The organism is Colwellia sp. MEBiC06753 (genome assembly GCF_053470325.1).
The window spans coordinates 49,557-71,259 of the sequence record NZ_JBQMTM010000021.1 but is presented as its reverse complement, the minus strand read 5'-3'; the positions used below and the strand labels follow the sequence as shown (position 1 = coordinate 71,259).

The following is a 21,703-nucleotide window of genomic DNA, read 5'->3' as shown; positions in this document are numbered from 1 at the left end:
GAACCCATGCCGAACTCAGAAGTGAAATGCAACTGCGCCGATGGTAGTGTGGGAGTTCCCATGTGAGAGTAGGACATCGCTAGGCACCTAATATCAAAGCCCGACTCATCTGAGTCGGGCTTTTTGCTGTCTGCAGGTTAATATTTTTTACTTCAAATACAGTGTGCCAATATGTATTTTATATTTGTGATGAAGCTCCAGATTACATTAAGTGACTCAAATAAACCACTCCCCATACAAATACCTTAACTATGACTGCTGTTAGCTCTATTGGGCGTATAAGCGCTATAAGCAGAGTGAGTTGGATAGTTTATGGAACGAAAGCGTTATTCAAAATTTTACTAAACAGTAGAAATGTCATTTCTCATTTTTGATTAATGTTTATAAGTTAACATTATCTATTTATTGCAACGGCAGAATTCCTTACCTTCTTTATTAAGGCCATTGCATGTCAGTATGCGAGGGCCGCTAAAGCAAAGGTTTTTATCTCTAGCAATTGGATAATGACCAATCGCTTTTACTTCAAAGGATGATGAATCAGCATTTTCAATTAATATACTTCCCCAATAAACAGCATGTTTGTCTTTAGCGTAATTGCCGCGAAGAAGTTTAAGTGAATTGATGTCTTTTATTGGCACCTTCTTGTTTTCATAAAAGTAACAATAATTATCATAGCCACGAGAAAGATATTTATCTGGCGCAATTTTAAAGCTAGTAAAATCACAAACATTTACTTTAAGACCATTCCAGAAATAACTATTTTTATCTTTTGACCAATTGTTGCCAATATATTCAAATGTCTTGGCATCTGCGTTAGAAATATATCTACCTGCTACATATGCATTGTTCTTATCAATTGCATAAAATTCATTTAGCAAAGTAAATGTTTGGGTATCTGCCTTATCAATTACCGTAGACCCGTAGAATACATATTTCTTATCTTTGCCATAATGTACGTTTATTTGCTTAAATGTAGCTGAATCTGCTTCTTGAAGTGTTCTGATGTTGTACTTCTCAGACATTGGATTCCAAGAATAATACTGAACTTTGTTATTATCAATTTTGTAAAATTTGTAAGTACCAGTTGCTGCTTTATATACAGAGCATGACGTTAACAAAGTTAGTGAAATAAGTAGGGTTGATATTATCCGTAACATAATTATCCTTGTTCTTATATCTGAAAGGAAACATTTATCAAATGACCAAACTTATCCAGATAATAACACTCATCTCGCTATTAATATATTTTCCTACTTCTGCTGAAGGGCATTCAAACAATACAAAAGTAGAGACTATCATTAAAGACTTTATTATTGATTTAAAAGCAATTCAGCTAAAAGACAATCAGCTATATTTAAATTTAATTAATAGTAAGTATAAAAGCAGCTATTTGGTTGATATAACATCAGAAGAAAAAGAAAAACTAGACATTGATTTTGCCAATGCGCTGTATGAGGTTATTTCCAACATTAACTCGATTTCCTTTTTAAAAACGGAAGTGTTTGAGGGGGTTGCTTGTAGCTTTGTTACTGATGGTAAAATGTTTTTGCTTTTTCATTGATTGAGGAAGGGGAATGGAAGTTTATGTCACCAACTGTTTACTTTAAGGAATATACAAACAGGCACCCAAACAAGGTTTTTTGCTCAGCACTATTTTTTGAACTGTCATTGGATAGGTTAGAAATATATTTGGATATCAAGAAATAAATTAAAGCTAAAAGGAAGTTGAATTATAAAATATTTTATTGCGATATTAGGTGCTACTTTAGTTGTTACTCTTTTCTTTTGGGGAATATCAGAAATTACAATGGGATATGAACCTTCTTCTGAAATAAACAGTATTGTTGATGACACTAACATGACTATTCCTAGGCATGAATCATCAGAAATATGCGATTGTTACTATATAGGTGAAGAAGGGAGTTATAAGCAAGCATTTCAAGGTACAGGGTGTAATATAGTTTTTGTTGAAGGTATAGATAGAAATAAAACACCTGAATGCACTGCTGAGATAATCCAATAATATAACGAAGATATTTAATAATGAGATCTTCATCTAAGCATTGTTAATTCCTTGTTAAATTTTCTTGCTAGGTGAAGTTTTTCTTACGATTTACTGTGATCTACACAACAGTAAAATTTTAGTAAAAGATATGTCTCCAATACTGTGTAAGATATGTCGCACAAGTGTGTAGGATATATTGTAAAGTACTCAAGAATTATGGAAATTGCACATGTAAAAAACATTAAATAACATAGTGTTATGCATGCTGTTCGATTTTTGCACTTACAATTCTCGAAGCTTTGTTGCTTGGGTTACTGGTGAATAAAGCTCATTCGCTTAATATTACAACTGTCAGGACGACACAGGAAATGATTTCCTGTCTATGGAGGCTTCAGGATGAGGTCATGCAATAGGGCATTGCATAGGATGATACAACATGGATGTGAGTTAACAAAGGAAAGTTAACGTCAGGAAGACTGAAAGGATAGCTTTAACACAGGGTGTGTGATGCATTAGGATTATGTAGTTCCCAGGATGGGTAAAGGACAACAAACGGAAGCGTTAGGACATACTAGGGATAGTTTATTACGGATGATGCGGGAAACACTAAATGTGTGCAGGATGCACAGAAAAAGCTAGATAAAGAAATGCGGCTCACAGAGCCGCATTTTTTTATGGGTTAAATATAGATATTTACCTTAGGGATTAATCTTGATAACCCCATGGAGCGTCCGGAACAGGAATCGGCTGTGTTAAGTCAAAGTCTACGGTAAATTCTCGACCTTGCCTTACCAAACGATAAGTAAACTTTTCAGGGTAAATAAACATTTGCCAAGTGTTGCCATTGGATTGTGGGATGCCATGTGCTGTAAATAATTCTTTGGAATATTGATCGGCAGGGAAGCTTTGCACTTGTGGCCAGCCTGCATCGATAGTGTGGCCTCCATACATGGTTTGTTCGTCAAAGCTGCCATCTTGGTGACGATGATCATGCTTTAATGATAAACCAGAGCCTGTTTTAGTGATGATCCAAGTTCTTGAGGCATTATCGCCAACATGAAATGGAATTTGCAGTTGCTCATCGTTACATACCCTAACATGCATGATCAATTTTTTATTGGCAAATGCCGTGCTGTTGGAGTTATCGACAACGACCTTACCAGCATATGCTTTACCGCAGTGCGCCTTAATTGCGCTAAAAAATGCATCATGACTGGCAATGGATACTAAAGGTGCCGGTTGATGGTTAGCAAGTACTGCGTTTGGCGAAAGTAAGATAAAAGCTAATGTAGCTGATAGTAAGCGCATTAAATTTCCTTAGATAAGTTAGCTAAATGCCGTGTAATTAAACTGAAAGCTATTTCTAACATATTCAATACGTATTCAATACCTTTTCCCAGCGTTATAGCGTTAAAATTTGTTTTTAAATGTATGGCTAAGCCATTTTTATTGGACTATTAATGACCACGATACACAGCTCTCAATTTAGGCAAACCATTAAATTAGCCTGGCCGATATCATTACAAAATGTGCTAGTAACGCTACTCAGTATGATTGATGTAGTGATGGTCGGACACTTAGGTGATGCGGCAGTGGCAGCCGTTGGGCTGGGTAATCGTGTGCAATTTGTTGTGCTAGTTATTGCCACTGGCTTGTCGTGGGGCGTAGGGGTTTTAGCTGCCCAGTATTTTGGCGCAAATCGTTCTGAAAAAATTAGACAAACTATTCAAATTGCTATTGTTTTTGCCCTTTCTGCATTTACGCCAATTGCTATCGCTAACTTTTATTTTGCAGATACGATTATCGGTTGGGCGTCTGACGATCCGGCTGTACTTGGTTTTGGCGAACGCTACCTTTGGATCACTATGCCAAGCTTAATATGTGTTGGTGTTATTTTAATTGTCGAAAATGCCCTGCGTAGTATTGGGCAAGTTAAACTACCTATGGCGTTTAGCTGCTTTGCTATCACAATTAATGTTGTACTTAATTATTGGCTAATTAATGGTGGTTTAGGGATTCCAGCATTAGGGGTGGAAGGTGCTGCTTGGGCAACTTTACTTTCTCGGTTGCTACATGTGGTTACACTATTTTGGTTTTTATTGCACGTTAAGCACATGCTGGCGCCGAAATCTGGTGACTGGACGTTACTGAACAACCGTCATCAATGGTGGAAAATATTTTCATTAGTGTGGCCGATGATGATCAGCTTTGGTATTTGGTCGATAGGTACCTTTGCCTATCAACTGATTTATGGGCAATTGGGTACAGAAGCATTGGCGGTGATGAGCTTGCTGTCACCAGTTGAGGGGATTTTCCTCGCTGTCTTTTTCGGTTTAGCATCAGCATGTTCAATTATGGTTGGTCAATGTTTAGGTGCTGATCAATTCGATAAAGCTTGGCAAGTGGCTAAATCGTTTTTATTGCTTTGTCCGTTGGTGGCGTTTGCGCTGGGTGGCTTAATGTTAGCACTAGAGTCGTTTATTTTAAGCCCTTATCAGAATATGGCTGAACAAACATTGGCTACAGCCCATCAAGTATTCATTCTTATTGCGCTTTTAGCTTGGCTTAAAGTGAGTAATATGACGTTGGCCTTGGGTATACTGAGGGCGGGAGGCGACAATAAATTTTGTATGTTTACCGACATCATTGGTATGTGGCTGGTGAGTATTCCCTTGGTGTATATCGCAGCTACCTTTTGGCAGCTTCCCTTGTTATGGGTCGCATTAGCCGCTTATGCTGAAGAAGTTGCAAAGTTATGTTTATTTGGCTACAGGGCACTGTCAAAACGCTGGATGAAGAATTTAGCAACAATTGATTAATACAAAAGCTCGCTTTATTACCGAATGGTTAGTTAATAAAGTTTTCATATATTGCCAAACCCCAGCAAAATATCATTAAACCAAAGGCGATAAATACACCGGCAGAGCCAAGATCTTTTGCTCTGCCAATTAGTTCGTCATGTTCAGTAGTAATTTTGTCTGCTAATGCCTCGATGGCAGAGTTAATAATCTCAGCAAACAGAATAAATGCTAAGGTCATTAGTAAGATCATTAGCTGAGTTGTGCTTTTGGCAACGAAAAATGAAATAGGGGCTAGCAATAAACATAATAGTAACTCTTGACGAAAGGCTGCTTCATGCTTGTAAGCTGCTTTAAATCCTTTAAATGAGCAAACTGCGGCATTGAAAATACGTCGAATACCTGTGCCATTTGCCTTGGTTACTTTTGCTATTTTGTCGGTCATTATTGTTAACTCGGTTAATGCAAATTTAGCTCAACACGTTCTAGTAAAATTACCATAAATTACCCTTCATCAGATTAAGTTTTTGTAACAGTTGTAGCCTCAATGTTAAATATCTGGTCTGACGTGTTATAAATCGTTATTTTTGTTGAAAAGATTAATTGATTTAGGCAAAATCGCCGACCGATTGGCAAGGTGCTTGAAAAAGCACTCGCGCAAAGCTCCAGGTCTAACGATTATTCTATGATGGCTGAGCTGCACGAATTTTCATTTTATATTGCTGATCCTCGGTATTTTTTAATTAAGAGGTAACAATGACCTGTGGTTCTCAATTATCAATTGAGAAGGATCTCCACCCAGAATATCTATATGCAAAACTAGTTGGCACGGCTTCAACTATAGATATTAAAACGTTTTACAATGAATTATTTAGTGTTGCAGAAGGCGAAAAGCTGAATAAGCTAATGATTGATGCCACAGAGCTTCAATTAGATTACGGTTCGTCTGAAATTGTTCAAGTGATCAAATCAATTATGAACAAACTTGCTAACTTTAAAGTTGCACGTATAGTTTCACATAGCGGCCACAAACAGCTATTAATTCAGCAATTTGCTGAAAATGAATCACTGCCGGTTAAAAACTTTAACTGTTATGACTCTGCGCTGAATTGGTTAATTGACGAATAGTTTGTTTTTTTTACTAACTTCTGGCTAAAATCATAAGCTTGATTTTGTAGGTTAAATTTAACCTTATGATTTGTATAGTAAAATATATTGGCACTTGTTTTGATATATCTTTAGCAATAGCAACATTTAAGGATATTAAAATGACAAAATTTGCAGCAGGTGCTTTATTACTTCTTTCAACTCCACTAATGGCGCATGACATTAATACCGACGCCTGTGACGTTAATATAAATGCTGGTGTTAAAATTAATAGTCAAACACTGAGCTTTTACAAAGATGATCGTCAGTTATATCAAATTATCGGTGCTCATCAGTTAATCGTTGATGGCGAAGAAGTCTCGTTGTCCGCGTCTCAAGAAAAATTGGTTAATGATTATTCAACGAGCATTCGTGCAGTTGTTCCGCAAGTAAAATCGATTGCTATTGAAGGTATTTCGCTGGCAACCGAAGGGGTTAACTTAGCGTTTAATGAATTGCTTGGCGAAGATAATGATATTGGCCGCGAATTAACGGAAGAACTGAATAAAATGAGTGCAGAAATAGATAAGCACTTTTCTGTTGAGCGTGGTATTGAGTTCAATGAAGACGGCTTTGTTGGCGAAGATATCTTTGGTGAAGACTTTGAACAACGCATTGAAGACACGGTAGAGCGTGCAGTACAAAGCTCTATGGGCAGTTTGTTAATGGCTGTTGGTCGCGAAATGATGTTTTCAGGTGGTGACATGGAAGCATTTGAAACTCGTATGGAAAACTTTGGTAGCCAAATAGAGCAGCAAATGGAAACGCGCGCATCAGCAATCGAAGCAAAAGCAGATGAGGTTTGTTTATCAGTACTGGCTATTGATCAGCTAGAAAGTGCGATGCAACGAGAAATACCTGAATTAGCAGAATTTAATCTCATTGAAGTGCGTCATAAAGACCATAAAAAAGCGTATTTGCAATAAAGAAATGAATTAATTAGAAAAGCACCGAGTTAGGTGCTTTTTTTTCGTGGTAAACTTAGCCAACCTTCACTTTATATCATATCAAGTAAGTGCCATTTGCCATGTTAAATGCTGTTCAACAACTTTATCGTCATCGCAAGCAGCTAAGCACTAAGCCTTTTAATGCCCGAGGCAAAAAAGTTAATCGTTGTGAGTTTTGCCAGTTGGCTAAGGCTAATTGTATTTGCGCACTAAAACAAAGTAGCATGGCTAACTCGGCGTTTTGTTTATTGATGCATGATGCCGAGGTCTTAAAGCCAAGTAATACCGCACGGTTAATTGCAGATATTGTACCTAGTACTTACGCCTTTATTTGGTCTCGTACCGAGCCGCCATCAGGTTTATTAGCATTATTAAGTGATCCGCATTATTTGCCATTAGTGGTTTTTCCCAAACAATATGCAGCGCCTTCGCAACAAGTTTTTGAGAATAATCTTCCGGATGAGCTTATAACCGATAAAACCCCACTGTTTATTTTACTTGATGGCAGTTGGCGCGAAGCTAAGAAGATGTTTCGTAAAAGTCCGTATTTGGTCAACTTTCCCGTTGTTAGCTTTAGTGACGAAAGTAACCAAGTAAAAGCGCATTATATACGAGATGCTCAAGTTGAAAATCAGCTGGCAACGGCACAGGTGGCGGCAAAAATATTGGCATTTTCAGGTGATAAATTGGCGGGTAAGCACTTGTCTCTTTGGTTTGATTTGTTTAATTTTAATTATCAAAAAAGTGTCTGTCAGCTAAATAAAGGGCGACAAGATGCACTAGCAAGGTACCAACATTTTATCGACAAGGAAGTAAAATGATCACCACTAAACGTATGACGCTCAGACCGCTGATCCAAAATGATTGGCCATTTATTATTGATCTGCTAAACCAAGCAGATTTTATTAACAATATTGGCGATAAGCAGGTTAGAACTCAGCAAGACGCACTTGATTACATTACTAATGGTCCAGCAAAAATGCAGGAGACCTATGGTTTTAGCTTAATGGCAATGGTGTTACCTAGTGGAGAACAGATTGGGCTATGCGGCTTGTTAAAGCGTGATGAATTACCATCGCCAGATTTAGGCTATGCACTGCTGCCGCAGCATTATCGCCAAGGTTATACTAAAGAAGCGGCACAAGCGGTATTGTCGCATTATCAAAAGATCAGACCTGTTTTAGCCATTACTAGTGAAGACAATCTGGCGTCTCAACAGCTATTACAAGGTTTGGGCTTTGCTGGCTTTGAAGACCCGCGTATTACCGAAAACTACCCTGATGGTATTAGTGCCTTTATTTATCGTTAACTTATCTTAAATTGCTGCTGGTTTAAGTTATTGCAGGTTCAAGTTACTTGGCTGGTGGCATTAAAATAGCCTGTTTTTCTTCGGCTAATGTTTTTAAATACTCCCAAACCGTAGAAACGCGCTTTAAACGCTTTAATTCTGGGTGCGTTATTAACCAGAAGCTTCGGGTAATAGCTATCTCTTCAGGAAACAGTTTCACTAAGTCTTGATCCATTTCGGCGAGAAAACACGGCAAAATGCCAATGCCGAGCCCAGATTTTATCGCGGAATATTGGCTGATAACGCTGGTGCTGCGAAAACTTGGCGTGATTTCGGTATTAATTTCGTTCAGGTAACTAAGCTGTTCGGTAAATAGCAAATTATCAACGTAAGTGACCCACGGCAGTTGTGAAAGGGCATTGCTACTGGTTGCACTATATTCGTCGAATTTAGCGCTAGCACAATAAAGTTGTAGCTTATAGTCGGTCAATTTGGTCACGATCATCGACGTGCTTTTCGGCTTTTCAATGGCAATAGCAATATCAGCTTCATTGCGGCTGATTTTTACATCTCGGGTAAATTGCAATAAGTCGATATCTATTTTTGGAAAAGCCACTTTTAACTCAATTAAATGCGGTGCGATAAAGTGGTTGCCAAACGCTTCGGTAACACCAATTCTAACGACACCGGTATTGCCAATATTTTGTTGAGTAATTAAATCAAAAGCAAAGTGGGCTTCTTGTTCAATTTTAGTGGCAGACTTTACCAGCTGCTTACCATCGTCAGTTAAGACATGGCCGCTAGTGGTGCGCTCAAAAAGGTGTGCCGATAACTGACTTTCAAGTTGATGCAAGCGACGAGACACCGTTGACGGATCAAGTCCCAAACGACGAGCGGCCACAGATAATCGCTCAGCGCGTGAAACCTCTAAAAATATGCGTAAATCGTCCCAATTCATCAGCTTAGTATAAATGTTTTATTTGTGTTTGCATATATGCAAGCTAGCTTGCGTTAAAGTTTGTTGTGCATTGCTAAGCTAGGTACTACCTTAGCGACATTGTTTATGTTGAAGCTATTGAGGCCAACTATGAGTATCAAAGAAATTCCACTAATTATTGGTGGCGAAAGAGTTCAGTCTAAATCAGACCATTGGTTAGATGTATTAAACCCGGCAACACAAGAAGTGGTGGCGCGCGTACCGATGGCGACACCAGAAGAAGTTGCGGCAGCGGTAGCTTCAGCAAAAGAAGCGTTTAAAACTTGGTCACAAGTTTCACTAACTAACCGTATGCGTATTATGCTTAAGTTTCAAGAGCTTGTACGTCAACATACTAATGAGATTGCACAGTTAATAACCGAAGAACATGGTAAAACGTTACCTGATGCTGAAGGTGAAGTAGGGCGAGCATTGGAAGCGGTAGAAAATGCTTGTTCAATTACGCGCTTACAACTAGGTGAAATGGCTAACAATGCCGCGACTGGTGTTGATACTTATACATTAAATAAACCGCTGGGTGTTGGTGTCGGTATTACTGCATTTAACTTCCCAGTAATGTTACCTGCATTTATGTTTCCACCTGCCGTTGCTTGTGGTAACACCTTTGTGCTTAAGCCTTCTGAGCAAGATCCATCATCAACTATTCGCTTTGTTGAACTTGCAATGGAAGCTGGTATTCCTGCTGGTGTAATTAACGTCGTCCATGGCGGTCCAGATGTGGTAAATGCATTGTGTGAGCACGATGATGTTAAAGCGGTTTCATTTATTGGTTCAACTAATGTTGGTACCCATGTTTATAACCATGCTAGCAAGCACGGTAAACGCGCACAGGCGATGATGGGCGCGAAGAACCACATGGTTATTATGCCTGACGCTAATAAAGATCGTGCAATCAATGACTTATTAGGCTCAGCATTTGGTGCGGCTGGTCAACGTTGCATGGCAAATCCTGTGACTATTTTAGTGGGCGAAGCGCGTAACTGGTTACCAGAAATTGCTGAGCGTGCAAAACAAATGAAAGTGGGCCCAGGTACGCAGCGTGATGCAGATCTTGGTCCAGTGGTTTCACCGCAAGCGAAACAGCGCATTATTAAGTTATTAGACTCTGGTGTAGAGCAAGGCGCTACGTTATTGGTTGATGGTCGTAACTGTGTGGTTGAAGGTTATGAAAACGGTAACTTTGTTGGTCCAACAATGTTCTCGAACGTAACGACTGACATGGATATTTATACCCAAGAAATTTTCGGCCCAGCATTATGTGTATTAGAAGCTGAAACCTTAGAAGAAGCGATTGAAATTATTAACGCTAACCCGAACGGTAATGGCACCTCTATTTTCACTTCAAGTGGCTGGAATGCACGTAAGTTTGAAAACGATATTGATGTTGGTCAAGTTGGCATTAATGTGCCAATTCCTGTACCAGTTGCATACTTTAGCTTTACTGGCTCTCGCGCTTCAAAATTAGGTGACTTAGGACCAAACGGTAAGCAAGTTGTGAGCTTCTGGACACAAACTAAGTCAGTTACTGCGCGCTGGTTTGAACCAGATCATCAAGATGGCTCTGAAGTACACACGACTATTAGCTTAAAATAATTAGCTTAAAACAATCTGTTTAAATTAATCTGTTTAAATTAATCGAAAGATTAATAAGTTAAAAAACGAAAAAGCGAAGTTTTTAAACTTCGCTTTTTTATTGCTTCTTTCCTTGCGTGTAAAGGTTGTAGCGGAGAGCTAAATTTACATTAAATCCGATAGGCCGGTAGGTCGACATTAATCAGTTTTAAGCCATTTAACTCCATTGCACCGGTTGCGCTCGATTCACCATCGCCACTAAATTCAAAATCAAATATGGTTTTAATAAATACACCATTGCGCTTATTAAATGCAGGGCGAGCACTACGGCGAGCTATCGATATCAACTGTAAACCTTGTTGCTGGCAATAGCGCTCAGCATGGACTCTTGCTGTTTCTGTGACTTTACGTAAATACCAGAAATACCAACCGAACAGAAAAATGGCTAAGAAAATATAAATATCACCCATAAAATACTCTTGGTTTGTGGAAATAAATTAGCTAGCTATGATTTCGTTTATTTTTTATCAATTAAACTTTTAATTTATTAAACATTATTAGTTAAATAGCTGACCAATGGCTTTGGCTAAGGCATCTGAGCGCGTTTCACTGCGCATCACACTAAATACATGTGGTCGAAGCGCAGGTATTGCAACTAAATCTTTAAAAATCGCATTAAATAATGCCAAATCTGATTTGGCGGCCAAAGCACTTAGCATTGCTTCTAATGTACTAGGTGTTAACGCTTGCCAGCAGCGGCCAGCAATTGTTATTAGCACATCGTCACTTGGCTCACTGGCAATTAATTCACTAATAAACGCTTGGACATGTGGATGTTCTGCAGAACTGGCAAGTGCGCGAACAATATGAGCAAGCTTAGTATGTTGTGCCGTTTGCTCTGAGGGGGGTAATGCAGCTAGTTGAGCTTGAGTCGCTTCAGCTTTGATTAATTCTGGCGTTAACGCAATAAACGCATCAATCAGCGATACCGATAACGTTTGATTCTCTAAAGCCTGACATAATGGCAGAAATACTGGCTCTGGAAACTTGTTAAGGTGCTTAGCGATATCTTTAGCAATTGTTGGATTGCTTACCTGACTAGCAACATCACTGATGCCTTGAATGCCAATCGTTTGCCAATTGTCCCAATCGCCATTACCTGCAATATATTCTTGAAAGTGCTCAAAATGAATACTTGGCGCTTGTTTTAATTCATTTTTTACTATGCTGTTGATCGCCGCCATTTTATATTCAGCTGGGGTGATATGATAAGGGTTACTATTGAGCAACTCTTGTTGCTGCTCACTTGGGTCAACGGTTAAATCTTTGCCAAGGGCTTCAATAATTATCGCGATGAAGTGATTTCTGGCGCCTTGATTTAATAAACCACGCTCATCAAGTGGTAATTTGATAAACCATAAATACGGCGTTTTTTGTTTCGCTTGCCAAAATACTACACTGAAACAGGCATGTCCTTGAATGGGATAAGGGTAAGGTAATTGATTATGCTCGACTTTATTAAAATCATCTTTGCTGATTTTGGTTATTTTTCTGCCAATGTCATAAATGCGAAACTGCGAGCCGGAAGCACTAAGAAGTTCAGAAATTGTGTCGATGCGATCCATAAGATAAAAATTAGTCGAAATTTGCGGTCATTATAAGGATAATGCCGCGTTAAAACTATGCCAAAACTAGGTTAAAGCTAGATTAAACCTAGATCAAAGCTAGGTTAAAGCAAAGAGAGTCGTTAGTTTTATATGTCTAAGTCTTCAATAACATTATTGTTAGCCGCGCTAACTGAATCGTTACAAAGTGCCGCGCTTTGGAGCCAAACAGAGCCAAGTGCTGAGCAACTTGCAAGCGCTCAACCATTTTGTCTTGATACGTTAGCATTTGAGCAATGGCTTCAGTTTATTTTTATTCCGCGAATTAATGCGATGGTTGCACAAAATATTGCGCTGCCAACCAATGTTGCTATTTATCCATACGCTGAAGAAGTCTTGGAGCCGAGTAATATTAAGCATCAGCAAGTACTTAATGTGATCAAACAAATTGATCAACGCTTATCAGAACAAAGCCACCATTAGCAAATGCTAAAAGCGAAAGCTGCCATTTTGAGTAACTATCATGACCACAGACAATATCGATAACCCTGAGCAAGTTTTTGATGATAAACCAGTGCTTAATATTTTATATCAGGATGATTATATTGTTGCCATCGATAAGCCTTCAGGGTTATTTGTTCATCGCAGTTTTTTAGATAAAGATGAAAAATATTTTGCCTTACAGTTAGTGCGCGATCAGGTGGGTAAATATGTTTATCCGATTCATCGCTTAGACAGACCTACTAGCGGTGTACTGCTGTTTGCTTTAGATGAAGTGACGGCTAAAGCATTAAATGAATTGTTCGATAATCGCGCAATTACTAAAACTTACTTTGCGCTAGTGCGAGGCTTTTTAGAGGGCGCTGGTGAGATTGATCATCCGTTAAAATTAAAGCTGGATAAAATTGGCGATAAATATGCCAGCCAAGATAAAGCACCGCAATCGGCGCAGACTTTTTATCAAACGATTTGCCAAGGAGCAATTGATAAGCCGTTAGGTAAATATAACTCAGTGCGCTATTCGTTAGTGAAATTAGCTCCTAAAACCGGACGTCGTCATCAAATCCGCCGTCATTTGTCCCATCTGCGTTATCCGATTATTGGCGATATTAATTATGGTGATAATAAGCAAAATCCGTTTTTTCATCAGGAATTTGGCTTTAAACGGCTGATGTTACACGCCCATTCGCTTAGCTTTGAACATCCACACAGCAAGCAGCCACTTACTATAATCGCGCCATTTGATCAGCAATGGCAGCAGGTGTTTGCAGCCATGAGTTGGCCTATAGCTTCGATTGAGCCGTGAATAGATAACTCATTAGATATCTCAGTAGATCATTAAAAAAGAGCCCAATAGAAAACTCAATTTAACACTCGTATTAGTGCTAATTTGGGCCAGATAAGGTAACAAAGTTTGAGTTGTACGCTTGATACAACACATCTAAATGATGAGGTTGTTGGAAGCTTGAATCAGTATCGCTATTGGCGACGCTATCGCCACCAATTTGTACATAGCTAACTTGAGGTAAATCAAAATAAGCTGCTCGGGTTTGAGCAAATTGAGCCATCATAATTTGATCGGCAGTGGTTGGACGTTTTAACAGGCTGATCAGTAATTCAGTATCATTGGTTAGCGGACGCTTTTCACTAGTATAAGTGTTGTCCGAAGTACTGCTACACGCACTTAAGGTGATAACAAAAATTACTGCTGTGATAGATTTAAATAACGTCATGATTATTGCCTGATTACTGCACTTAACTACTCTTAACTTCTACTAGAGCAAGCGTTGTACCAAAGATTTTTTGACGTTATTTAGAAGCGAAATTTATTTCGCTAAGTGGTTAAAATTTAGATAAATAATTAGGCTAAAAATTTTTACTCACTTGCACTTTTTAAAGAAAAAGCACATAAAAAAACGCTGATTTTTATCACCTAAAATAGGGTGTCAAAAAATCAGCGTTTTATAAATTTTTGCGTATTATCGCTAACGATTATTCGTCAGACACTGAGCGAAGTAGGGCATTGATACCCACTTTGGCACGTGTTTTAGCGTCTACTTTTTTCACGATAATCGCGGCATATAAACTATAAGTGCCACACTTAGATGGCAAGTTACCTGGCACAACTACAGAGCCTGCTGGCACACGACCATAGTGAACTTCACCAGTTTCACGATCAAAAATACGCGTGCTTTGACCGATATAAACGCCCATTGAAATTACCGCACCTTCTTCAACAACAACACCTTCAACAATTTCAGAACGTGCGCCGATAAAGCAGTTATCTTCAATAATGGTAGGGCCAGCTTGTAATGGCTCTAAAACACCACCAATACCAACGCCGCCAGATAGGTGAACGTTTTTACCAATTTGTGCACATGAACCAACGGTTGCCCATGTATCTATCATACAGCCTTCGTCAACATAAGCGCCGATATTAATGTAACTTGGCATAACTACAACGTTTTTACCGACAAAACTACCCGTTCTTACGGTTGCTGGTGGCACCACGCGAACGCCGTCAGCTTCAAACATTTCTTGGCTGTAGTTGCTGTACTTTAATGGAACTTTGTCGAAAAATTTGCTTTCAGCGCCGTCAATAATTTCGTTGTCCCAAATGCGGAAGCTTAATAACACGGCTTTTTTCAGCCACTGGTGAACGACCCATTCACCTGCAACTTTTTCAGCGACACGAGCTGTACCGTTATTTAGGGCAGCAAGGGCGGCAAGCACGGCTTCTTTAACTTCGCTAGAAACCGTTGTTGGGGTGATTGACATTCTGTCTTCGAATGCCTGTTCAATAATACTTTGTAATTGGTTCATAATAATTCCTAATTTCTTGCTACGCGATATCGTCACATAAACGTTCGCTCAGCGACGCTTGTTCTTGCTCGGTTAATGGCAAGCCTTGGGCGTTGCTTATGGTAAATACATCTTCTACGCGCTCACCGAAGGTAGTAATTTTGGCGGTATGAATATTTAACTTCAAGTCTTGGAAAACTTGAGCAAATGTCGCCAAAAGTAGCGGTCTGTCGGTGGCAATAATTTCGATCATCGTGGCATGTTTATCGTCGGTTTCGATAAAGCTGACCTGTGTTTTAATATTAAAGCTTTGTAAGCGTTTCGATACTGGCTGTACTTCAATATTGTCTGACTTGCTCTGGCAAAGTCGTTCGGTCAGGGTTATGCGAATATCTTCCATACGCTCTTGATCAACAATGGGTTTAGAGCGCTGATCTAATACAACAAAGGTGTTAACCGTATAACCTGTTTTACTGGTAATAATTTTAGCATCATGGATCGACAGGCGCTTTTTACCTAAAAACGACACGATATTAGCAAAAACATTCTCTCTTTCTTTAGTAAAGACAAAGACCTCAGTACCACCACGATAAGGTTTCGGACTAATCAGTACCAAAGGTTGGTTGCGATCATGATTAACAATAAATTCAGTATGCCAAGAAATCTGCTCTGGTGAATAGCGCAGGAAGTAATCAGCCTTGTATTCATGCCATAACTCGTCAATAGCACTTTGCTCGACACCTTTTGCTTCGAGTAATTCAAGCGCTTGATCTTGGTTTTCACGAATTTTAGCGCGTAAATCTACTGGTTTTTCAAGACCGCGTCTAAATGCACGTTTAGTGGCATCGTACAACTCTTGCAGTAGGTTAGCTTTCCAGCTGTTCCATAAACTTTCGTTGGTGGCGCGCATATCAGCTACGGTTAAACAGTAAAGGTAATCAAGGTGTGCTTCATCACGAACAATTTCACCAAAGGCTTTGATCACTTCCGGATCGGATATATCTTTACGCTGGGCGGTAACTGACATTAATAAATGATGCTGTACTAGCCAGGCAATCATCCGACCGTCGTGATCGTTGATTTTATGCATTTTGGCAAATTCTAGCGCATCTTCGGCGCCAAGTTCGGCATGATCGCCACCTCGACCTTTGGCTATATCATGGAAAATACCGGCAAAATATAGCACTTCAGGTTTACGAATGCGCTGAACAATTTTACTACACAGCGGAAACTCATGGTTATGCTCAGGCTGGCTAAAACGATAAAGGTTTTTGATCAGGCGATAACTGTGCTCATCAACGGTGTAGGCATGGAATAAGTCAAACTGCATTTGGCCAACAATATTGCGCCATTCTGGTAAGTATGCGCCTAAAATACTGTGGTGATGCATTAATGAAAACGATAAACCAAGCCCGCGAGGGTGTTTAATGATTTCGACAAAAGTTTTACGGTTGGCTTCATAATCATTTAGTCGCGAAACAATACGACGACGTACGTTTCTAAGTAAACGTAGCGTTTCAGAATGTAACCCTTTAATTTCTTCGTGTTGTGCGATAATTAAAAACATTTCCATGATCTTAACTGGTCGCATAAACAGGCGATTATTAGTCACTTTAATTAGGCCGTTTTCAACGTAAAAGTCTTTATTGATTTCAATAACGGTTTTAGGCTGAGCGTCATCTGCTAAGATTTCTTCTTCAAAATGCTGCAATAGCATTTTATTAAGCTCGGCAACGCGGCCAATAATGCGGAAGAACCGCTTCATCATACGTTCAACAGCGGCTTTTCCTGCATCACCAAAGCCCATCATTTTGGCAACATCGGCTTGATAATCGAACAATAAACGGTTTTCACTTCGGCCAGCAACATGGTGTAGGGCAAAACGCATACGCCATAAATAATCCTGGCATTCAACCAGCTCGGTATACTCATTTGCCGTAAGGTATTTATGTTGTACTAACTCTTCTAAAGAGTTAGCCATAAAATGGCGCTTGGCTACCCAAGCAATAGTTTGAATATCACGCAAGCCACCTGGGTTGGCTTTTAAGTTGGGTTCAAGTGTGTATGAAGCACCATGATATTGTTGGTGGCGGTGGTCTTGTTCATCACGTTTAGCGATAAAGAATTTTTGTGACGTCCAGAACACATCTTCTTGTAGCAGCGGTTGCAGCTGGCTAGCTAACAGCGGGTTACCACAAACTAAGCGCATTTCCATCAAATTAGTGGCAATGGTGACATCGTTTACTGCCTGCTTGATACATTCCTGAATGTCTCGAACACTATGGCCAATATCTAATTTTACATCCCAAAGCTGGGTGATAAATGCACCAATTTTTTCTTCTAAGTCTTTTTCAATATGGTTAGTGGTTAATAATAAAATATCGACATCAGAGTGCGGATGCAGCTCACCACGGCCATAGCCACCGACGGCGATTAAACTGAGCTGATATTCATCAAGCTGGTGTTGTACCCAAAGTTTGGTTAATACCAGATCGACAAAGCTAGCACGTGCTTGTACTAGCTTTTCCATATCTTCTTCAATAAAAACAGATACTAACCAAGTGTTGAATGCTTGGCTTAGTGCGCATATATCAGCACTTGAAACCACAGGTGCGCTTACGCATAGTGGATCTTGAAATTGACTTGGAATAAAGGTATTTGTTTGCAATGTTGGTTACTGCGCTATGTAAGTTACTATAAAAGTAAGTTGCTATAAAAATTAATGGCTTAATTAATCGATAAACTAATTGGCCAAATGGCGTGGAATAGTATCATCACTGCGTAGTGTCAGGATTTCACAACCTGTTTTAGTCACTAAAATAGTGTGCTCCCATTGCGCCGATTTTTTACCGTCAACAGTGTAAACTGTCCAGTTATCTTCTTTATCTAAAATCGTGCCTGATTTACCCATATTGATCATAGGCTCTACGGTAAAACACATGCCTTCGACCATCTTGGTATTGTCACTATTTTTGTAGTGAACAATTTGTGGTTCTTCGTGAAATTCTTTACCAATTCCGTGACCACAGTATTCCTTGACTATGCCAAAACGGCCTGACTTTTTAATAAATTTATTAATGGCAGTACCAATTTCACCAAACTTAACACCCGGCTTAATTTTTTTAAGTCCCGTGTAAAGTGCTTCTTGAGTAATACGGCATAAGCGTCTGTCTTCAGCAGAAACATCACCAATTAAAAACATTTTACTGGTGTCACCGTGATAGCCATCTTTGATCACGGTAATATCGATGTTAATAATGTCGCCATCTTTTAATGGTGTGTTATCTGGAATACCGTGACATACAACGTGGTTAACTGAAGTACAAATAGACTTTGGAAAACCGTGGTAGTTTAGCGGTGCTGAAATGGCATTTTGTACTTTTTCGGTATATTCAGCACAAATAGTATTCAGCTCGTCGGTGGTGACTCCAGCTTTAACATGCGGTTCGATCATTTCTAATACGTCTGCAGCTAATTTGCCGGCAATGCGCATTTTTTCAATTTCGTCCTGAGTTTTAATAGGGATCGTCATTGGTTTCTCAATTACTCTTTACAATATGATGATTATTCTACATGTTTTTTGGGATATTCCCAATTGAACAGGAGAGGTTAACTAGCGAAAAAGTTATCTTGTTCCATAATAACTTTATGACTTATAAAATTGAATGAAATTTAGGTTGTAAGTTTGTCTAACAAAATTCTTGATTCAATTGTTGAGATAACCAATCAAAGAGACTCTCACGCTATGGGAGTCAGTGTTCTTGTCACTTTAGCTGAACTATTACCTGAGTGCTCGGCGGTGCTTTATAAAGGTGAACTAAGTTCAAACCAACCATTTTCCGTTGTTAGAACATTAACCGTTCAACGAGCGGCAAACAATGACAAAGAATATATTTGGGACTTACCGCCGCAGGCATCAGATATTCAATATATTTCCCAGCATTATGCCAAATTAACCAAACCTTCTATTTATCAGCTTGCTGACAATCGACATCATATTTTTATTCCTATGATGCAAGATGATAAAGTGTTATATGCTATTGATGTGTCATCTGAGCATGATATCGAACACGCACTAGAGATGATTATTACCGTTGGAAAAGTGTGTGAAAATTTTTATGCGGTGCTGTCAGCCAGTGAACGAGACACATTAACTGGCTTGTTAAATCGCCGTACTTATGAAAGTAAACTAGCGAGTTTATTGACGACACAATATCAAAAACAATTAGCTAATCAAAAGACTGAACAAAGTTCGATAGCCAATATCAGGCAAATAACCAATGAAGCATACACTTGGTTGGCGGTGCTAGATATTGATCATTTTAAGCAAGTAAATGATAACTTTGGTCATATTATTGGTGATGAGGTGTTATTAACTTTGTCGCAGTTATTGGAAAAAGAATTTCGGGCAAATGATTTGTTATTCCGCTTTGGTGGCGAAGAGTTTGTTATTATTTTTGAGCCCATTAGTTTTACTCAGGCTGAGCAAGCATTAGCCAAATTTATGAAAGCAGTAAGACAGTATTCATTTCCTTTGGTTGGCAAATTAACGGTGAGTATTGGTTATGCTCGTATTACTATGTCTGATCATCCCAAAAATATATTAGATAACGCAGATAAAGCGCTTTATTACGCCAAAGAGCATGGGCGAGATTGTGTGTTTAATTACGAGCAATTAGTTGAGCAAGGGAAAATAGATTTGCAGCAGCATGAAGGAGATATTGAGCTGTTCTAGCGGTTAATTGAAAACTCATAGAGCAGCTCATTGGTCTATTATTCTATAGACTACTTATTACTTATATATAGACTATTTAGTTTCTTGTTTTATCGCTTCAACAATCGCTTGTGGCTCAAGCAAATATAAGTTGTGGTTAAGTAATACTAAATCATCATTATGGGCTAATAATAATGCAGGAATAGCATTGGTGCCGATAATATCTTGAATTTCTTCAATATCAGCCATGATAAATTCAGCATCTTTGGTCAGTTTGTCACTGCGTAAACATTTTTGTGGAATCGTCAGCTTGAGTTTTTCTTCAATATTTTCCATGTCAATGGCATCAAGTAACGGGTTACCTTGTTGAAAATGAGCGTCTTGCATAGCAGTTAAAATTGCTAATGACTTTTCTGGGCATTTTGCTTGAGACCAAGCCATAACATTGGCGGCTAGCGTACTATCTTTCGTTTGCTGTAACGTATCTAAATAGTCGTTAGCAAAGGTGACTTTACTCATATCTTTAACCGTGTTCACGGTTTTGCGTGTCACTTTATTGTCACCATCGTAAAGGCCGCTATGTAAAAAGTGAACTTGTACCTGCGGTAATTGTTGATTGATCTCTTTAACTAACTCGGTAGCCGCATAGCTCCATGGGCAGTGAGAATCATATATAAAGTAGATTTGCGTCGACATAAAGCAATGTTCCCTAATAGGCTGTTGATGAAAAAGCCTGTGTTTAATTTGCTGGTTATTTTACCGATTAATCATGGAGAAACCCAGACAAATATCTGGTTATTTATTCCGCTATGTGGTATAAAGTGCGCCGCTAAAACTTGGTGGTGATTTTAATTACCACCAACTAGCGAAAAAACATTAGTCGCGTAATTAAAAAGTTTGATTACGTATTTTATAAATTCACATACATCTTGCGAAGATATACCGGGGTGCTCCAAGCACGAATTGTGCTGCTATGAGTCGCGTATATTGGATGTATGGACGCTTAACCCCAAGAGGAAAAATTATGCCAAACGTTTCTATGCGCGATATGCTTAAAGCGGGTGTTCACTTCGGTCACAAAACTCGTTACTGGAACCCAAAAATGAAGCCATTCATCTTTGGTGCTCGTGATAAAGTTCATATCATCAACTTAGAAAAAACTGTTCCAATGTTCAACGAATCTTTAGCTTTCTTATCTGGCGTTTCTGCTAAGAAAGGTAAAATCTTATTCGTTGGTACAAAGCGTGCTGCTAGCGAAGCAGTTCGTGAAGCTGCGATCAAATGTGATCAATTCTACGTAGACCACCGCTGGTTAGGTGGTATGTTGACTAACTGGAAAACAGTACGTCAATCTATCAAGCGTTTAAAAGATTTAGAAGCTCAAAGCACTGACGGTACATTCGACGCTTTAACTAAAAAAGAAGCGTTAATGCGTACTCGTGAATTAGAAAAGCTTGAGAAAAGCTTAGGTGGTATCAAGAACATGGGTGGTTTACCTGATGCAATCTTTATCATCGATGCTGATCACGAACACATTGCTATTAAAGAAGCTAACAACCTTGGTATTCCAGTAGTAGCTGTAGTTGATACAAACTCAAACCCAGATGGTGTTGATTACATCGTTCCTGGTAACGACGATGCTATTCGTGCGGTAACTTTATACTTAGATTCAGCTGCTAACGCTGTAATCGAAGGCCGTGAGAAAAACATCGCTGTTGCAGCTGAAAAAGACGGTTTCGTTGAAGCTGAATAATAGCTGAAACATACAACCTTTAATCTATCTAAAATGCGAAGGCATACTTCGCATTTTAGTCTTTAAAAAATCTTTTA

The 21,703-nt window shown here is 39.0% G+C and carries 23 protein-coding genes, 1 rRNA gene and 1 riboswitch; of the genes, 13 read left to right on the top strand and 11 right to left on the bottom strand.

Annotation, left to right across the window (positions count from 1 at the left end; translation table 11 throughout):
• A 5S ribosomal RNA gene (gene rrf, locus ACOB82_RS15350) occupies positions 1-85 on the top strand; the annotation flags it as partial.
• 313 nt (positions 86-398) lie between these two features.
• Here the strand turns inward: rrf and ACOB82_RS15345 are convergent.
• Entirely contained in the window at positions 399-1,157 is a 759-nt protein-coding gene (locus ACOB82_RS15345) for a DKNYY domain-containing protein (protein WP_448213860.1), read from the bottom strand.
• Between the two features lie 41 nt (positions 1,158-1,198).
• Between ACOB82_RS15345 and ACOB82_RS15340 the strand changes: the two genes are divergently transcribed.
• Entirely contained in the window at positions 1,199-1,561 is a 363-nt protein-coding gene (locus ACOB82_RS15340; RefSeq protein WP_448213859.1) for a hypothetical protein, read from the top strand.
• A 246-nt stretch (positions 1,562-1,807) separates the two neighbouring features.
• Complete coding sequence (locus ACOB82_RS15335) at positions 1,808-2,023, top strand: hypothetical protein (protein WP_448213858.1); 216 nt, start codon at positions 1,808-1,810, stop codon at positions 2,021-2,023.
• Between the two features lie 687 nt (positions 2,024-2,710).
• Here ACOB82_RS15335 and ACOB82_RS15330 read toward each other — a convergent pair.
• The gene (locus ACOB82_RS15330; RefSeq protein WP_448213857.1) at positions 2,711-3,313 is read right to left on the bottom strand and encodes a hypothetical protein; all 603 of its coding nucleotides are present in this window, start codon (positions 3,311-3,313) and stop codon (positions 2,711-2,713) included.
• A gap of 152 nt (positions 3,314-3,465) precedes the next feature.
• On the opposite strand from ACOB82_RS15330, the gene ACOB82_RS15325 reads away from it, so the two are divergent.
• Entirely contained in the window at positions 3,466-4,824 is a 1,359-nt protein-coding gene (locus tag ACOB82_RS15325) for an MATE family efflux transporter (protein ID WP_448213856.1), read from the top strand.
• 28 nt (positions 4,825-4,852) lie between these two features.
• On the opposite strand, the gene ACOB82_RS15320 is transcribed toward ACOB82_RS15325, so the two are convergent.
• The gene (locus tag ACOB82_RS15320; RefSeq protein WP_448213855.1) at positions 4,853-5,248 is read right to left on the bottom strand and encodes a diacylglycerol kinase; all 396 of its coding nucleotides are present in this window, start codon (positions 5,246-5,248) and stop codon (positions 4,853-4,855) included.
• A 176-nt stretch (positions 5,249-5,424) separates the two neighbouring features.
• A riboswitch (cyclic di-GMP riboswitch) is annotated at positions 5,425-5,508 on the top strand.
• Positions 5,509-5,559: 51 nt separating this feature from the next.
• On the opposite strand from ACOB82_RS15320, the gene ACOB82_RS15315 reads away from it, so the two are divergent.
• The 4 genes from ACOB82_RS15315 (at position 5,560) to ACOB82_RS15300 (ending at position 8,205) form a co-directional block, all read left to right on the top strand.
• Positions 5,560-5,931, top strand: a complete 372-nt coding sequence (locus tag ACOB82_RS15315; protein WP_448213854.1) for a hypothetical protein — start codon at positions 5,560-5,562, stop codon at positions 5,929-5,931.
• Between the two features lie 140 nt (positions 5,932-6,071).
• Positions 6,072-6,875 (top strand): DUF2884 family protein, encoded by an 804-nt coding sequence (locus ACOB82_RS15310; protein WP_448213853.1) that lies wholly within the window; start codon positions 6,072-6,074, stop codon positions 6,873-6,875.
• A gap of 101 nt (positions 6,876-6,976) precedes the next feature.
• Positions 6,977-7,717 carry a tRNA-uridine aminocarboxypropyltransferase gene (locus ACOB82_RS15305; protein WP_448213852.1) on the top strand — a complete coding sequence of 247 codons (741 nt, stop codon included), beginning with the start codon at positions 6,977-6,979 and terminating at the stop codon, positions 7,715-7,717.
• Entirely contained in the window at positions 7,714-8,205 is a 492-nt protein-coding gene (locus ACOB82_RS15300; RefSeq protein WP_448213851.1) for a GNAT family N-acetyltransferase, read from the top strand. The genes ACOB82_RS15305 and ACOB82_RS15300 overlap by 4 nt, the downstream gene beginning before the upstream one ends.
• A gap of 43 nt (positions 8,206-8,248) precedes the next feature.
• Here ACOB82_RS15300 and ACOB82_RS15295 read toward each other — a convergent pair whose 3' ends face one another.
• On the bottom strand, positions 8,249-9,142 hold the full coding sequence (locus tag ACOB82_RS15295) for a LysR family transcriptional regulator (RefSeq protein WP_448213850.1): 894 nt from the start codon (positions 9,140-9,142) through the stop codon (positions 8,249-8,251).
• A 129-nt stretch (positions 9,143-9,271) separates the two neighbouring features.
• Between ACOB82_RS15295 and ACOB82_RS15290 the strand changes: the two genes are divergently transcribed.
• Positions 9,272-10,774 (top strand): CoA-acylating methylmalonate-semialdehyde dehydrogenase, encoded by a 1,503-nt coding sequence (locus ACOB82_RS15290; RefSeq protein WP_448213849.1) that lies wholly within the window; start codon positions 9,272-9,274, stop codon positions 10,772-10,774.
• 149 nt (positions 10,775-10,923) lie between these two features.
• Here the strand turns inward: ACOB82_RS15290 and ACOB82_RS15285 are convergent, their stop codons facing one another.
• On the bottom strand, positions 10,924-11,223 hold the full coding sequence (locus ACOB82_RS15285; RefSeq protein ID WP_448213848.1) for a DUF3301 domain-containing protein: 300 nt from the start codon (positions 11,221-11,223) through the stop codon (positions 10,924-10,926).
• Between the two features lie 87 nt (positions 11,224-11,310).
• Positions 11,311-12,378 carry a DUF3549 family protein gene (locus ACOB82_RS15280; RefSeq protein WP_448213847.1) on the bottom strand — a complete coding sequence of 356 codons (1,068 nt, stop codon included), beginning with the start codon at positions 12,376-12,378 and terminating at the stop codon, positions 11,311-11,313.
• Between the two features lie 132 nt (positions 12,379-12,510).
• On the opposite strand from ACOB82_RS15280, the gene ACOB82_RS15275 reads away from it, so the two are divergent.
• A complete protein-coding gene (locus ACOB82_RS15275) occupies positions 12,511-12,840 on the top strand; it encodes a YqcC family protein (protein WP_448213846.1) in 330 nt (109 codons plus the stop codon).
• A 40-nt stretch (positions 12,841-12,880) separates the two neighbouring features.
• The gene (truC, locus tag ACOB82_RS15270) at positions 12,881-13,663 is read left to right on the top strand and encodes a tRNA pseudouridine(65) synthase TruC (protein ID WP_448213845.1); all 783 of its coding nucleotides are present in this window, start codon (positions 12,881-12,883) and stop codon (positions 13,661-13,663) included.
• Positions 13,664-13,742: 79 nt separating this feature from the next.
• Here the strand turns inward: truC and ACOB82_RS15265 are convergent, their stop codons facing one another.
• From ACOB82_RS15265 to map, 4 genes are all read right to left on the bottom strand, one after another.
• The gene (locus ACOB82_RS15265; protein ID WP_448213844.1) at positions 13,743-14,090 is read right to left on the bottom strand and encodes a hypothetical protein; all 348 of its coding nucleotides are present in this window, start codon (positions 14,088-14,090) and stop codon (positions 13,743-13,745) included.
• 259 nt (positions 14,091-14,349) lie between these two features.
• Complete coding sequence (gene dapD / locus ACOB82_RS15260) at positions 14,350-15,180, bottom strand: 2,3,4,5-tetrahydropyridine-2,6-dicarboxylate N-succinyltransferase (protein WP_448213843.1); 831 nt, start codon at positions 15,178-15,180, stop codon at positions 14,350-14,352.
• Between the two features lie 19 nt (positions 15,181-15,199).
• Complete coding sequence (gene glnD / locus ACOB82_RS15255) at positions 15,200-17,827, bottom strand: [protein-PII] uridylyltransferase (protein ID WP_448213842.1); 2,628 nt, start codon at positions 17,825-17,827, stop codon at positions 15,200-15,202.
• Between the two features lie 75 nt (positions 17,828-17,902).
• The gene (map, locus tag ACOB82_RS15250) at positions 17,903-18,691 is read right to left on the bottom strand and encodes a type I methionyl aminopeptidase (RefSeq protein ID WP_448213841.1); all 789 of its coding nucleotides are present in this window, start codon (positions 18,689-18,691) and stop codon (positions 17,903-17,905) included.
• A gap of 153 nt (positions 18,692-18,844) precedes the next feature.
• Here map and ACOB82_RS15245 point away from each other — a divergent pair, with 153 nt between their 5' ends.
• On the top strand, positions 18,845-19,894 hold the full coding sequence (locus tag ACOB82_RS15245) for a GGDEF domain-containing protein (protein WP_448213840.1): 1,050 nt from the start codon (positions 18,845-18,847) through the stop codon (positions 19,892-19,894).
• 72 nt (positions 19,895-19,966) lie between these two features.
• Here ACOB82_RS15245 and ACOB82_RS15240 read toward each other — a convergent pair whose 3' ends face one another.
• On the bottom strand, positions 19,967-20,569 hold the full coding sequence (locus ACOB82_RS15240) for a DsbA family protein (RefSeq protein WP_448213839.1): 603 nt from the start codon (positions 20,567-20,569) through the stop codon (positions 19,967-19,969).
• A gap of 328 nt (positions 20,570-20,897) precedes the next feature.
• Here ACOB82_RS15240 and rpsB point away from each other — a divergent pair, with 328 nt between their 5' ends.
• Positions 20,898-21,626, top strand: coding sequence for a 30S ribosomal protein S2 (gene rpsB, locus ACOB82_RS15235; protein ID WP_448213838.1), 729 nt, complete (start codon positions 20,898-20,900; stop codon positions 21,624-21,626).
• Positions 21,627-21,703 lie beyond the last annotated feature (77 nt).

Excerpts from the sequence above, each read along its gene's own strand:
- ACOB82_RS15335 (WP_448213858.1), top strand. The coding sequence starts at position 1,808 with ATGGGATATGAACCTTCTTCTGAAATAAACAGTATTGTTGATGACACT.
- ACOB82_RS15290 (WP_448213849.1), top strand. The coding sequence starts at position 9,272 with ATGAGTATCAAAGAAATTCCACTAATTATTGGTGGCGAAAGAGTTCAG.
- ACOB82_RS15265 (WP_448213844.1), bottom strand. The coding sequence starts at position 14,090 with ATGACGTTATTTAAATCTATCACAGCAGTAATTTTTGTTATCACCTTA.
- map (WP_448213841.1), bottom strand. The coding sequence starts at position 18,691 with ATGACGATCCCTATTAAAACTCAGGACGAAATTGAAAAAATGCGCATT.
- ACOB82_RS15320 (WP_448213855.1), bottom strand. The coding sequence starts at position 5,248 with ATGACCGACAAAATAGCAAAAGTAACCAAGGCAAATGGCACAGGTATT.
- rpsB (WP_448213838.1), top strand. The coding sequence starts at position 20,898 with ATGCCAAACGTTTCTATGCGCGATATGCTTAAAGCGGGTGTTCACTTC.
- ACOB82_RS15240 (WP_448213839.1), bottom strand. The coding sequence starts at position 20,569 with ATGTCGACGCAAATCTACTTTATATATGATTCTCACTGCCCATGGAGC.
- ACOB82_RS15340 (WP_448213859.1), top strand. The coding sequence starts at position 1,199 with ATGACCAAACTTATCCAGATAATAACACTCATCTCGCTATTAATATAT.
- ACOB82_RS15275 (WP_448213846.1), top strand. The coding sequence starts at position 12,511 with ATGTCTAAGTCTTCAATAACATTATTGTTAGCCGCGCTAACTGAATCG.
- truC (WP_448213845.1), top strand. The coding sequence starts at position 12,881 with ATGACCACAGACAATATCGATAACCCTGAGCAAGTTTTTGATGATAAA.
- ACOB82_RS15325 (WP_448213856.1), top strand. The coding sequence starts at position 3,466 with ATGACCACGATACACAGCTCTCAATTTAGGCAAACCATTAAATTAGCC.
- ACOB82_RS15280 (WP_448213847.1), bottom strand. The coding sequence starts at position 12,378 with ATGGATCGCATCGACACAATTTCTGAACTTCTTAGTGCTTCCGGCTCG.
- ACOB82_RS15315 (WP_448213854.1), top strand. The coding sequence starts at position 5,560 with ATGACCTGTGGTTCTCAATTATCAATTGAGAAGGATCTCCACCCAGAA.
- ACOB82_RS15305 (WP_448213852.1), top strand. The coding sequence starts at position 6,977 with ATGTTAAATGCTGTTCAACAACTTTATCGTCATCGCAAGCAGCTAAGC.
- ACOB82_RS15285 (WP_448213848.1), bottom strand. The coding sequence starts at position 11,223 with ATGGGTGATATTTATATTTTCTTAGCCATTTTTCTGTTCGGTTGGTAT.
- ACOB82_RS15310 (WP_448213853.1), top strand. The coding sequence starts at position 6,072 with ATGACAAAATTTGCAGCAGGTGCTTTATTACTTCTTTCAACTCCACTA.
- ACOB82_RS15300 (WP_448213851.1), top strand. The coding sequence starts at position 7,714 with ATGATCACCACTAAACGTATGACGCTCAGACCGCTGATCCAAAATGAT.
- dapD (WP_448213843.1), bottom strand. The coding sequence starts at position 15,180 with ATGAACCAATTACAAAGTATTATTGAACAGGCATTCGAAGACAGAATG.
- ACOB82_RS15295 (WP_448213850.1), bottom strand. The coding sequence starts at position 9,142 with ATGAATTGGGACGATTTACGCATATTTTTAGAGGTTTCACGCGCTGAG.
- ACOB82_RS15330 (WP_448213857.1), bottom strand. The coding sequence starts at position 3,313 with ATGCGCTTACTATCAGCTACATTAGCTTTTATCTTACTTTCGCCAAAC.
- ACOB82_RS15345 (WP_448213860.1), bottom strand. The coding sequence starts at position 1,157 with ATGTTACGGATAATATCAACCCTACTTATTTCACTAACTTTGTTAACG.